Here is a 13186-nt window from a genome sequence, read left to right on the forward strand (position 1 = left end):
TTTTTGCAGTTATTTTTTGTCATTTTTAAATGAATTTTTAACATGAAAAAATGACAAATAAGATCGTGTCCGTTTGAACACTTATACTATCTACCCGTGCTGGTAATTGGTAATTGGGGTATCAATACCTTTCGGTTAAGGGGGAAAGGGAAAAGGGAAAGGGATAGATATTTACCCTTTCCCCTTACCCTTTAACCTTTTCCTAGCTATAACTCTAGATCAAAGGTGCTAATCCGAAAGGTATTGATTGGGGTATTACCTAATAGTTGCGATCGCAGTAGGAACATAAATTGATTATCCGGACTTGATATAAGAGTAAATTTAGCCTGCTGGTAGTGCAGAAAATTTTTACGCGTGAAAACCCAATCCCCAATCCCTAATCCCCAATCCCTTTTACATAAGATAGCCGTAATGCACCATTGGTCTGGTTATCGGTGCATTACGCTATCAAGCTTACGATCCAATCACATCAACTTGTTCGACTATCTCTTGGGCTTCCACAGGCTGTTTATTAAATGCAACCCTCAAAAAAGGCGGTGCTAAAAAGGTCGTGAGAATTACCATGATGATAATTGCCGCTTGCAAAGGTTTGTCGATCGCACCACTAGCTGCACCAATACCAAGGAACACCAAACCCACTTCACCCCGTGGAATCATGCCAACACCAATAGCTAAGCGGTTAATTCCGGGTTGACCAAACACTGACCAACCTGTGACTACTTTGCCAATGATTGCCACTACCACCAAGAAGATAGCAATAATTAATCCTTGCTGATTTTCAGGAACAGCAGGATTGAGGACACCTAAATCAACCCTCGCACCGACAGTGACAAAGAAAATCGGCACTAAGATATCAGCAATAGGAATCACCTGCTGATCTAATTCTTTGCGCTTGTCGGTTTCGTCTAAAACTAATCCGGCAGCGAAAGCACCCAAAATCGCTTCTAAATGAATGGCGTTGCCAATAAAAGCCATGAAGAATGCAAAGATAAACGCAGGAATGACAAGTTTTCCGCGTGTTTGCAGTTTATCGGCAATGGTAACAAAGGTTTTATTGAAGAATTTACCGAGTAAAATTGAACCGATCAGAAAAACAGTAGCGCTGACAATCAAATAAATTACGTTAAAAACGTCTACCTCACCAGTTTTGGCAAGACTTGCCACCACTGCTAAGACGATGATACCCAGAACATCATCAATAACGGCAGCACCGACAATAATCTGACCTTCTCTAGATTTGAGATGCCCAAGTTCTGACAAAACTTTGGAGGTAATGCCGATACTGGTAGCAGTTAAGGCTGCACCAGCAAAAATCGCGGGAATTGCTGGGGTGTGAAAGAAAAACATTAGTCCCGCAGTACCAGCCGCAAAAGGAACCGCTACACCGACACATGCGACAATTGCCGCTTGATAACCAACTTTCTTCAGTTCCCGTAAATCTGACTCCAAACCAATTTCAAACAGAAGGACGATTACACCCAACTCGGCGAGAATAGAAATTGCTTCGCTTTGACTTTGAAAGATTGATGTTGCAGCTTCCGGGCTGAGATTGTCAATAAATTGCAGCACAGTCATGATGACCGAGTCGGAAGCGTTGGCTCCGCTTTCAGGAAACACCAGCAAATGTAAAGCCGAAGCACCTACTATAACTCCGCCAACCAATTCCCCTAACACAGGGGGAAAGTCCATCATCCTCGATAACTCGCCACCGAGTTTACTGGCAAGATAAATGACAACTAAACTTAGCAGTACTCCGGTGAGGACAACAGGAGCATATTCTGATTCAGTTGCTGTTGCTAAAAAAGGAAACTGAAACCAAGAACTGAGAGAAGATATGCAGATTTGTTCAGTAAAAATCATTTTTTACGTCTCTGTGGCGATTAGTACTTTGGCTTGGTCACTTTCTAAGAGGACAAGGAGGGATGGGGGGATGAGGTGAACCGCTTCGCGGAATTCACGCATTCACGCATTCAAAAATTTTGACTTTTGAATGCGTGAATGCGTGACTTTTCATCTCCCCACCTCCGGTTCTCCCACTCTTCCCCTCTAGTTTGTCTCACCTATAAAGACAATTTCTGAATACTGAATCGACGTTCTAATGGGATAGTTTACTACTGGACTACAGCAGTGTCACCAAAATCGGCTGGATACCTGGTATTTGCAGAATCATTCGCCTCAACTACGTAACCGTTCACTAAAGTAACTGCTTGTCTAAGTGCTTCTGTACGATCCATCACAAGGTGATGAGGGGGTAAGAGTTGCAAAATTCCGAAGCGTTCCAACCGTCGCTTAATTTTGCCAGTTGCACCGACAATAAATACTTGACGGCCTTTCTCAACGGCTTCTTTGATCGCATTCTCAATTGCCAGTGAGGCGGTAACTCCCAACAAAGGCACATCGCTTAAATCGAGAATCAGCACATCAGCATCCTTCATCGCTGAATGTTCGCGGGCGATCGCTTTAGAAACTCCAAAAATCATCGGCCCACTCAAGTAGAATAGCAGCACCCGACCATTGGCTTGATCTAGCAGTTGCTTTTCTTGTTCGTTCAAAACAATTGCATCATCGGTATCGGTAATAGTCTTGACTTCCTCAGATTGCAAGTTAGAAAGACGTTCGATTGTCAAAATATTGGCAATGAATACCCCTACACCAACGGCAACAATCAAGTCAACAAATACCGTCAGGAACATCACGCCGTACATGATTAATGCACCCTTGAGGGATACATTGTGAGCGCGTTTAAGGAAACTCCAGTCGAGAATGTCAATACCGACCTTGAGAGCGATCGCTGCTAAAACTGCCATCGGAATAGGCTCTGTAAAATTAGCAGCCCACAAAACTACCACCAACAGAATTAAAGCACGAGTTAGACCAGATACAGCGGTTGTAGCTCCTGTTTGAATGTTGACCACGGTTCCCATCGTTGCACCAGCACCAGGTAATCCACCGCATATACCAGAAACCAAATTGCCAATACCCTGACCAATCAATTCTTTGTCTGATTTATGTTCGGTACGAGTTAAGCTGTCTGCAATCACCGCTGTTAGCAAAGTATCGATACATCCCAGCAACCCCAACATTGCACCATCAATGACCATCACGGTCATTTGGGAGACAGTAAAGGTGGGCATTTGCAATTGTGGCAGTCCCATTGGGATTTCGCCAATGCGTCTGATCTCTGCATTCCCGAAGAAAACCAGAGAAACTACAGTACCGACAATCAATGCTACCAGTTGTGGGGGAGCGATGCGCTTCAGTTTCGATGGCATTAAGAAAATAATTGCCAACGTCAACACTCCCAAAATGGTTTCGATGGGATTGATATTTGCGAAAAGCTGGGGCAGGTTTTGCACCATACCGAGTACCCCACCTTTAGGATTAGGCTGTCCTAAAAAAGGAGCAATCTGAAGGATAATCAAAATTACTCCAATTCCAGACATAAAGCCTGAAATCACACTGTAGGGCATGAGGGTAATGTATTTACCCAACCGAAAGATTCCGAAGAGGATTTGAAATATCCCCGCTAGCATGACGACGGTGAATGCCATTGCTAAGCCGTTCTCCGGGTTATTTGCCGTCATCGAAGTGACAATGCCGGTCATAACCACAGTCATTGGCCCGGTTGGTTCAGAAATTAGAGTCGGCGTACCACCAAATAGCGCTGCAAAAAAGCCGACACAGACAGCACCGTAAAGACCAGCCACCGGGCCAGCACCAGAGGCGACACCGAATGCTAACGCCAGTGGTAAGGAAACAATGGCAGCAGTTACACCACCAAATATATCGCCGCGCAGATTTCGGAAATGGATGGTATTAGTTATTTGCATGAGTGGGGTAGATGACAACAAAACTGTAGATTAACAAACTTCCAGCCTTTATTCAGTATTCAACTGCGCCAAAACATGCACTTGCCTTATAGTAAACCCAAGAAATTTGCTGGATATACTCAACTGCGATCGTGCTATGTTTGATTTTAGTTAGTAATGCGATCAAACAATAGCTAGCCGAGCTACATCTGCATTCAGGTAAAATACCTGTTTTTCTCGGTAGTTTACAGTGCTTGTTTTAGGCTAATGCTGACAACAAAAGTGTGATTCAAGGGCTGTAAAAAAAGATTTATATATTTAAGTTGTTTCCGCAACAGCCCTTGTTATACATTGACTTTGGTAGTCAGCAAGACTGTTAAGTAATTATTTTTGAAAAAGATTTGGTTGCAAAATTTTAGTCCTCAAGTTTTCAAATGGAGAATTGAAATCTTTGAAAGCAACGCAAAGCAGTGCAAGCAAAAATTAATTCTTGCGCCATCATCGCGTACTCAAATATGTAAAGGGTGTATCATCGTAAGTCTAGCTTTACAAAAAGCAGACTACCGCAACCATCAATCAGTAAGCATTGCTGACTTCCGGTACAGGAAACCCTAAGTTATGCAAAAAACGTATTTGCCTTGTTAAAAATAGAATACAGCTTTTACTGCCTAAAAAGTTAATTCGCAGGCAGCAATTATTAAATAAATATTAGATAGGTTGGATAAGCAATACTTTATGTATCGTAAAGAATTATGACTTAAGTTGATAATGCATCACTTAATTTCTATGATATCTATTGCTTGCAATCAATGAGTGAAGAATTTTAGTCGTTTACATCCACAAACTGATATCTTGCACGATTCAACAAGAGGCAGAGGCTCTAATTATCGTTACCAGGTTGAAAAATGCTTAAAGGTCTTACTAAGTAAACCTTTGAGCGTATTTGGTAATTTTCAAGCAGACAGAAGATCTCAATGTTTTTAACTGGTGTAAGGCAAGTATTCTGAATTTTGCCACAACAAAAGTGACAAAACAGGGACAAAACAACCTACAAGGGAGGGGTAATTGTTCAACTCATAACTTTTGTACGGGCGGGTTTAACTAAATGATATTGCTTCAGGCAAAACTGATTAATTAGGTAAACCCGCCCATTCCTCGCTAACCTACGTCATCGTGGGCGTAGCGATTAAAGAGGAAATCTAAGGCATAGTTACGCAATTTATAGTATTGCGGATCTTCCATAATGCGGGCCCTGTCACGCGGACGGGGAAAAGGAATCTCCATAACTTCGCCGATTTTGGCGCGAGGGCCGTTAGTCATCATCACCAACTTATCTGCCAAAAACAGCGCTTCATCGATATCATGGGTAATCATCAACACTGTGCAGCGGTTTTCATTCCAAATTTTTAGCAACTCTTCTTGCAACTCTTCTTTGGTGATGGCATCCAACGCCCCGAAGGGTTCATCTAAAATCAAGACTTTGGGGCGAATTGCTAATGCACGGGCAATAGAAACCCGCTGTCTCATACCACCGGACATTTGGGTGGGTTTTTTGTCCATAGCGTCGCCTAGTCCTACCATTGCTAGGTGTTCTCTAACAATTGCTGACTTTTGCGCCTCCGGTTTATTGGGATAAACCGCATTTACGGCTAGGTAAATATTTTCAAAAGCAGTCCGCCAAGGTAGTAGCGCATAGTTTTGAAACACCACCATCCTATCTGGGCCGGGTTTGGTGATAGGTCTTCCTTCTAGCAGTACTTGTCCGCTAGTAGGATGGTTGAAACCCGATACCATGTTCAGGAGAGTAGATTTACCACAGCCAGAGTGACCGATCACGCAAATAAATTCACCTTCGCCGACGTTGAGATTTACTCCGTCCAGTACTGTAAAAGGGCCATTCTTTGTCGGATAGACTTTGCTAACCTCTTGAATTTCCAAGTAAGGCTGACGATGAGAAGTTGCAGTGACTAGAGGCATTCCTAGTGTCTGCTGGGTTGTGTCGGTAGTTGTAAAATTGCGGTTTTGCATGGTGGATAGGGGATTGGGGATAGGGGATTGGGGATTGGGGAAGTGGGGAGAACACCAGAGTCAATTCTCCCCATCGCCCCATCATCTGTTAGGCTACTCTTCTTAGTGGTGTGTCGAGAATAACTTCAGCAACAGAGAAATCGTGTTTAATCTTTAAGTTGTTGAGATAGGTGATTGGGTCATCGGCGTTAAAGCTGGTGCCATCGAACAGCTTGATTGGCTGACGGGTATAACTGATATCCATACCCAGTTCGCGGGCAGCGGTACTAAACACACCAACTCGACACACCCGTTCGACAATTTCCACCCAATTTCTCGGAAAAGGCACTTCACCCCAACGCGCTAATTGCGTCATAATCCATATTTGCTCAGTGCGGCTAGGGCGGTTGATGGCAGACTCTCCATAAAATTGGTGATGGGCATATTCCCGCATGGGATGTTCTAAGTCACAGGTGGCATTATTGGGATCTTCGATTTGGATATATTCCATATCAGTGCTGACATATTCCCGCCGTGCCAAAATCTGCCGAATCTCCTCAGCATGTTGTGCAAACGAACAGTAATAGCAAGCTTCTAGTAAAGCTTTAGTCAAAGCAATGTAGGTGTTGGGATAAGCTGTAGCCCAATCTTCCCGTACACCTAAGACTTTGCCTGGGTGTCCCAGCCACACTTCTAAGTCGGTAGCGATGGTAAAGCCACTGCCTTCAGAGGCGGCGCGGAAGTTCCAAGGTTCGCCTACACAGTAACCATCAATACTCCCAGCTTGCAAGTCAACTACCATCTGGGCTGGGGGAATTGTTTTAATGTCAACATCCCGATCGGGGTCAACGCCTCCTGCTGCTAGCCAGTAACGCAATAGTAAACTGTGCATTGAGGAAGGATGCACTACCCCCATGATATGGCGTTTGTCGCGGGTACTCTTCAGGTACTGTTTGAAGTCTGCGACGGTTTGTATCCCTTGGTCGTAAAAGCGTTTTGCCAGGGTGATGGCATTACCATTGCGCGTCATCGTGAGGGAGGTAATCACAGGCAGTGGTCGGTTGTCATTTCCTCCCAGTGTTAACCACATCGGCATACCAGAAGGCATTTGGGCAGCGTCTAAATATCCGCCAGCAATGCCATCAACAATGCCACGCCAACTTGTTTCGCGCACTAAGTTAACATCATCTAAGCCGTGTTTGGCGAAAAAGCCTTTTTCTTTTGCTATTGCTAAGGGGGCACAAGCAGTCAGAGGTACAAAGCCAATTTCGAGATTGACTTTTTCTAAACCGTGCTTGGCGACAATCGTTGTTTTGCGTGCCCGAATTTTTTTGATCCGTTTCTGTTGGTTGAGGAAGTAAATCATTTCACTCCGCAAGCTGTAGTAGCTGGGATGTTCAACTACTTCCATGCGTTTGCGGGGTCTGGGGATATCTACTTCTAAAATGCTACCAATTTTTGATTCTGGGCCGTTGGTAAGCATGACTATTCTGTCAGAAAGCAGCACTGCTTCGTCTACGTCATGCGTCACCATGACGGCAGTGACTTCGTTTTCTTCGCAGATTTGCATTAACTGTTCTTGCAGATTTCCCCGCGTCAGGGCATCTAAAGCACCGAAGGGTTCATCAAGCAAGAGTAATTTGGGGCGAATGGCTAAAGCGCGGGCGATCGCGACTCGTTGTTTTTGTCCACCTGATAACATCGTCGGGGGTTTTTCTGCATGGGGACGCAATCCCACCATATCAATATGTTTTTCTACTATGGCGCGACGTTCCCCCGCAGGTAAATCTTTCATGACTGAGTTTACAGCCAAGGAAATATTTTCTCGTACTGTCCGCCAAGGCAACAAAGAATAATTTTGAAATACCACCATTCGGTCTGGCCCTGGTTTGGCAATGCGTTTCCCTTCTAGGGTGACGACACCTTCTGTTGGTAAATCCAGACCAGCAATCATATTTAATAAAGTGGATTTACCACAACCAGAGTGACCAATTAGAGAAACAAATTCTCCTTTTTTAATTTGCAGGTCAATACCTTTAAGGGCAATGTACTGACCGCCACCTGTGAGATTAAAAACTTTATCAATTTGATCAACAGCAACGAATACGCTCATTTGTCATTAGCCCTTTGTTAGTGGTTAGTGGTTAGTGGTTAGTGGTTAGTGGTTAGTGGTTAGTTAAATTGCTTAATAACTACTAACTACTAACCACCAACTAATAACTATTTTTGTTCTGCTGGCAAAATCCGTGTTTGAATCCAAGCCATCAGTTTGTCTAACAGCAAACCAACAGCACCGATGTAGACAAGAGCCAAGATGATTTCGCTAACGTTATTATTTTGATAAGCATCCCAGATAAAGAAGCCGATACCGACAATACCGGACATAACAATTTCTGCGGCGATAATTGCCAACCAAGCCAAACCGATCGCAATTCTCAATCCTGTAAAAATGTAGGGTAAAGCAGCAGGAATGAGGATATTAAAGAAGTACTCTTTTTTGGAAAGTTGGAGAACTTTAGCAACGTTGTTGTAGTCTTGAGGAATTTCTTTTACTCCTACAGCAGTGTTAATCAAGATAGGCCAAATTGCTGTGATGAAAATTACGAATAATGCCGCAGGTTCGTTTTGTCTTAAAGCTGCCAAAGAAATAGGAACCCACGCCAAGGGCGGTACGGTTCGCAAAAACTGAAAGAGCGGATCTAAAGCCTTGGACATTGTTTTATTCACACCAATTAAAATTCCCAAGGCAATACCAAAAACCGCCGCAAGAGTGTAACTAATTGCTACCCGTTGCAAACTTGCCCAAATCTGCCAAAACAAACCTTTATCGATGCCACCTCTGTCATAAAAGGGATACAAAATCAATATCCAAGTGTCTTGAATAACCTGTATTGGCCCTGGCAATGTTGCACCTGGAATCCAAGAAAATAATTGCCACGCACCTAAAAAGATAAGTATGGCAATAACAGGCGGTATCAAGTCAGGAAATTGCTTTTGCAGACGAGATATGAAGCTATTATCGAAGTTATTGTTGGTGCGGCGTCTGGTGGCTATTGTCATTGTTTTTTCTCCTGAAATTGCTGGTGGTTGGTGGTTGTTTTTTAGTGGTTAGTGGTTCATTTTATCTACTAACTACTAACTATTAACCAATAACTAAACACTGACTTTCTTGATTTTGAGACTCTTCAAATATGCTTCTGGATTTTCTGGGTCAAACTTGATGCCATCAAAAAATTCTTCTACACCACGAGATGTACTTTTAGGAATGTCAGCAGCGGCGATTCCTGCTTCTTTTGCAGCTTCTTTCCAAATATCTTCGCGGTTAACTTTATCAATTAATGCTTTGGCTTTCGTTAAGTAATCTTTTGGCAAGAAACCCCAGCGAACGCTTTCTGTGATAAACCACATATCATGGCTTTTATATGGATAAGAAACGTTTCCTTTTTCATCTTTCCAGTAGTACGCTGCCATTGATTTATCGTCAATCTTGCGACCATCACCCATGTCATATTGACCTTGGTATGGACCTTCAAGTATTTCTGCTGGCAGGTTGAAATAATTTCTTCCTCCAAGGATTTGTGCTGCTTCTTTGCGGTTCTCAAAGTTATCCAACCATTGCTGCGCTTCCATAATGCCTTTTAAAAGCGCTTTGGTCGCTTTGGGATTTTTATCAACCCAGTCTGCCCTCATGGCAAAGTATTCTTCAGGGTGATTCTTCCAAATTTCTGCTGTTAATGCTGCTAAAAAGCCAATTTTGTCTTTAACAATGCGGTAGGGCCAAGGATCACCTGTACTGAAAGCATCCATTGTTCCCGTTTTCATGTTGGCGACAGTTTGGGCTGCTGGGACTGTTAACAGTTTGATATCAGCATCTGGATCGATATCACCAGCAGCTAACCAATAGCGAATCCAAAAATCTTGGTTGACTGCGGGAAATGTTTGAGCTGCGGTAAAAGGTGTGTTGGTTGATTTGAGTTGACTAAATAAAGACTTTGCGCCAGCAAGTTGTAAACTAACACCCTTGCCTTGATGTTTGCTAGCAATAGCAATTCCGTTCCCATGCGTATTCAACTGCGCTAAAACATACATGGGAATTTTTTGATTGCCCTTGGTGATTATACCTTCTGTAATTAAATGCGGCATCGGCATCTGCCATTGACCGCCATCAATACCACCACCAGCAGAACCAATTTCTACGTTATCCCTTGCCGAACCCCAAGAAGCTTGTTTGGAAAGTTCAACTTCGCTCATGCCATACTTGGCAAAAAACCCTTTTTCTTTAGCAATAATTAGAGGAGCAGACTCAACAATTGGAATATATCCCAACTTCACCTTCTTTGTTTCTGGTGTTTGTTCGGGACTAAGATTGGCAATCGGCTGTACTGCTGATTGTGTTTGGGCGTTACCACCTCCCGGTTCTGGTGGATTTCCCAAACAACCTTTGAGCAAAACAGCACCCGCAGAAGCTCCAGCTGTTAATAGAAATTTACGGCGAGAAAATTGATTGAAAAATGCAGACATAAACATCTCCTTTTATTAAATGTCATTTTTTGGCATGAAAAATTTGGCAAGTAAAACTTGATGTTTCTTGCACTATTAAGGCGTAGATAACGCTATGTATTACGAGTCGTCATCAGCCAATCTCATTCCAAGAAAGGCGACGAAAAACCCTTGTAAAAAATCTGTATTTTGAAGCAGACCCATGTATATATTTTTGAAGCAACCATTAAACAATCGTTAAGCCTGTTGAAATTAGCTTACAGCTTTTACAAGGAAAATAGTTAATTTCTCAAACATAATTATTAAATAAATTTTGGATTACTCTTATAAGTAAATGTTTATATGTACGAAGTAATGCACGTTTGAGGCATCTTGAATAATTCCACTACTATAATGTCTATTGCGAAAAATCTATGCTTACAGGAACGCCGAATCGGCTTTTAAAAGTTCATCTAAACTGATTGATTTTTAAATATAATTTGTGAAGAAAACGCATAGAAAAAAGTCAATAATAATTAGAGCTTTTTTCTATGCTTTATGTAGCCATCATGAGCTACGTAAACCCTATGAATTCTCTTGTCTTAGGGACTTCTAAATAAAAAAACATCCCAAATTTTCTTGTGGGATGGATGTCCTCACCCGTCACATCTGAGGGCAGGCAGGATGCCCACCCCACAATCCGGGATAATTTATTTTTTGGAAATCCCTTAACCCAAGCCAAGCGATCGCTACCACAACCACTAATACCATTTCACAAAAACTCTGATACAAATACAGACAGTGTAGAGACGCGAAATTTCGCGTCTCTACAAAATTTATATGTATCGTGATTAACGTGAAATGGTATAACAATAATTAACCAACAACAACGCGATCGCGCCCCTTTCTCTTGGCTTGATAAAGTCCTTGTTCGGCTGCTATGACAAGAGTTTCAGGCTCAGTTTCCGGTTCGGGAATCATGCTAGCAACACCTAAACTCACCGTTAAGACATTTGCCGGCAAACCACCAATACCCGGATATTCACAGGGGATTGCTAAAGCTTTTACTTGTTCGCGAATGTTTTCGGCGATGTATACAGCAGCAATTGCATCTGCATGGGTGAGAATAGCAAATTCTTCCCCTCCATAACGAGCCACCAATACTGAACTATGTTCTTGTCTGCAATTAGCACTCCGTAAAGTTTCAGCAGTACCTAAAGCTGTACTGGCATAGGATAGATTACTATTTCCCAACGAATGCTTAACGCAGTTACGAATAGTGTCAGCGATTTGCTGCAAACAACTATCTCCTGCGTGATTACCGTAAGTTTTGTTGTAAATTTTGAAATAGTCAATATCACATAATATCATTGATAAAGGAATGCCTGCGCGGGCAGAGTGTTGCCACTCTAACTTTAGGTAGGTATTAAAATAACGGCGATTGACTAGCTGAGTAAGTTCATCCAAACTAGAGAGGACGCGCAATTGTTGGTTTTCTTTCTCCAACTCTTCCACACGCATATTAATGCTGCCCTCCCTTGTATGAAGTTGCTGTTGAAAATACAGGCGATACAACTCACATGAAACAGAAGCGCGATCGCCCTCCAAGTTTACTAACCCAATACTATATAATTTATATGCCACTAGAGGCTCTAATTTTACAGGTTCTGTAGCTGCAATTATCTCAGACAAAGCATCTGCTAGTTGTGGTTCCTCTTGCAGCATTAACACATACTGCCTTAAATACTCTCTATAAATTCCTGTATCTGTTGGTGCTTGTTGCAAAATCTGCCCGAGATCGCTTTCTAACCCTCCCTTACCAACCAGATGATACAAAGCCAACCTGACTAAGTAAGGATGTCCCCCCACCATTGCCACCAATTTTTCTGCATCAGAGCCATCTGTCCAGTCTAGTCCGTGACGTTGCGCCAAGTCCTGTACCTGCTCTTTCGTAAATGGTGGTAAACGCAACGGCAAACCAATATTAAACGGAGATTGAGTCACTCTCAGGGGAACAAGAATTTCTGTTGAGTAAGCCATTACCGTGCGGAGTTTTTGCCAAATCTCCACTTGTTTGGCTTTTTCATACCAAGAACGCAATAGAGGTAGAAAGTCCCAGGCAATTTCTGGATACTCAAATACCCAATCAACTTCATTCAATGCCAGAACCAGGGGAGTTTCTATTGACTTGAGCAAGTACGTCTGGAAATATAGAGAGCAGCTGATTTTACTGCCCATATCCTCATCCCAAAAATCATTGAGTTTTGGTTCTAACTGTAACTCTCTACTAACATTGGCACAGAACCAGCGCAGAAATTTATCAAGGTTGGCAAATACTGCTTTGTCTGCTTGTTGAAAGTCTATACTCACCGTTTTGTAGCCAATATTGACTGCATGAGCCAATATCCTTAAGATTAGGGAACTTTTTCCCATTCTTTTAGGAGCTTTAATGCAGATGACACTTCCAGGCTCAGTAATTTCTGCATATGCTAACTCTTCAATCGGTGGGCGAGAAATGTAGAATCTAGAATCAAGCGATACTGGTGCATTTGGAAATTCTAGGGATATTGCCGTAGCAGCGCGATTGAATTCTTTGATTAATTGCTGCTGCATCTTACCTAGTTCGCGAGGTTCCAGAGTCTGGCGAAAGTTGGATTTATTAATAGTTTCTTGCCAAGAATCACTCAATAATTGCCATAAATGAGCAGCAACTTTTCTAACTCGTTCTTCTCCGTAATGTGCTTCTAACGCTATGCTGGTGTAAGTTTTTCCCTCCCAAGAAGAACGCAAAACGATCTCTTGCAGCGGCGTCAAAGCGTTGGGTAAGCTTGCTTTTAGTAGAAGTATTACTTCATCTATAGTCATCAGTCATCGGCTCTTGTTCTACATAG

Annotated in this window: 8 protein-coding genes; 1 reads left to right on the plus strand and 7 read right to left on the minus strand. The window is 42.6% G+C overall.

From position 1 onward, the window contains the following. Positions 1-453 precede the first annotated feature (453 nt). The 6 genes from FIS9605_RS0117555 to FIS9605_RS0117580 all read right to left on the minus strand — a co-directional run bounded on the left by FIS9605_RS0117555 (position 454) and on the right by FIS9605_RS0117580 (position 10337). Positions 454-1860: a cation:proton antiporter gene (locus tag FIS9605_RS0117555; protein ID WP_026733771.1), complete on the minus strand. Its 1407-nt coding sequence runs from the start codon at positions 1858-1860 to the stop codon at positions 454-456. A 251-nt stretch (positions 1861-2111) separates the two neighbouring features. Beyond that, complete coding sequence (gene bicA, locus FIS9605_RS0117560; protein WP_026733772.1) at positions 2112-3830, minus strand: bicarbonate transporter BicA; 1719 nt, start codon at positions 3828-3830, stop codon at positions 2112-2114. A gap of 1137 nt (positions 3831-4967) precedes the next feature. After that, entirely contained in the window at positions 4968-5837 is an 870-nt protein-coding gene (locus tag FIS9605_RS0117565) for a nitrate ABC transporter ATP-binding protein (RefSeq protein ID WP_026733773.1), read from the minus strand. 88 nt (positions 5838-5925) lie between these two features. Further along, the gene (locus tag FIS9605_RS0117570; RefSeq protein ID WP_026733774.1) at positions 5926-7929 is read right to left on the minus strand and encodes an ABC transporter ATP-binding/substrate-binding protein; all 2004 of its coding nucleotides are present in this window, start codon (positions 7927-7929) and stop codon (positions 5926-5928) included. 107 nt (positions 7930-8036) lie between these two features. Continuing rightward, positions 8037-8876: a nitrate ABC transporter permease gene (gene ntrB / locus FIS9605_RS0117575; RefSeq protein WP_026733775.1), complete on the minus strand. Its 840-nt coding sequence runs from the start codon at positions 8874-8876 to the stop codon at positions 8037-8039. A gap of 93 nt (positions 8877-8969) precedes the next feature. Further along, positions 8970-10337 carry a CmpA/NrtA family ABC transporter substrate-binding protein gene (locus FIS9605_RS0117580; protein ID WP_026733776.1) on the minus strand — a complete coding sequence of 456 codons (1368 nt, stop codon included), beginning with the start codon at positions 10335-10337 and terminating at the stop codon, positions 8970-8972. 599 nt (positions 10338-10936) lie between these two features. Here FIS9605_RS0117580 and FIS9605_RS42780 point away from each other — a divergent pair. Beyond that, a complete protein-coding gene (locus FIS9605_RS42780) occupies positions 10937-11146 on the plus strand; it encodes a hypothetical protein (protein ID WP_197036074.1) in 210 nt (69 codons plus the stop codon). 25 nt (positions 11147-11171) lie between these two features. Here FIS9605_RS42780 and FIS9605_RS0117585 read toward each other — a convergent pair whose 3' ends face one another. Next, entirely contained in the window at positions 11172-13160 is a 1989-nt protein-coding gene (locus FIS9605_RS0117585) for an AAA-like domain-containing protein (RefSeq protein WP_026733777.1), read from the minus strand. Positions 13161-13186: the final 26 nt, after the last annotated feature.

The sequence above is a fragment of the Fischerella sp. PCC 9605 genome (assembly GCF_000517105.1).
Classification (GTDB): domain Bacteria; phylum Cyanobacteriota; class Cyanobacteriia; order Cyanobacteriales; family Nostocaceae; genus PCC9605.

Bases quoted from the DNA above. Each gene is read 5' to 3' on its own strand.
- FIS9605_RS0117570 (WP_026733774.1), bottom strand. From the start codon at position 7,929: ATGAGCGTATTCGTTGCTGTTGATCAAATTGATAAAGTTTTTAATCTC.
- ntrB (WP_026733775.1), bottom strand. From the start codon at position 8,876: ATGACAATAGCCACCAGACGCCGCACCAACAATAACTTCGATAATAGC.
- FIS9605_RS0117565 (WP_026733773.1), bottom strand. From the start codon at position 5,837: ATGCAAAACCGCAATTTTACAACTACCGACACAACCCAGCAGACACTA.
- bicA (WP_026733772.1), bottom strand. From the start codon at position 3,830: ATGCAAATAACTAATACCATCCATTTCCGAAATCTGCGCGGCGATATA.
- FIS9605_RS0117580 (WP_026733776.1), bottom strand. From the start codon at position 10,337: ATGTCTGCATTTTTCAATCAATTTTCTCGCCGTAAATTTCTATTAACA.
- FIS9605_RS0117585 (WP_026733777.1), bottom strand. From the start codon at position 13,160: ATGACTATAGATGAAGTAATACTTCTACTAAAAGCAAGCTTACCCAAC.
- FIS9605_RS0117555 (WP_026733771.1), bottom strand. From the start codon at position 1,860: ATGATTTTTACTGAACAAATCTGCATATCTTCTCTCAGTTCTTGGTTT.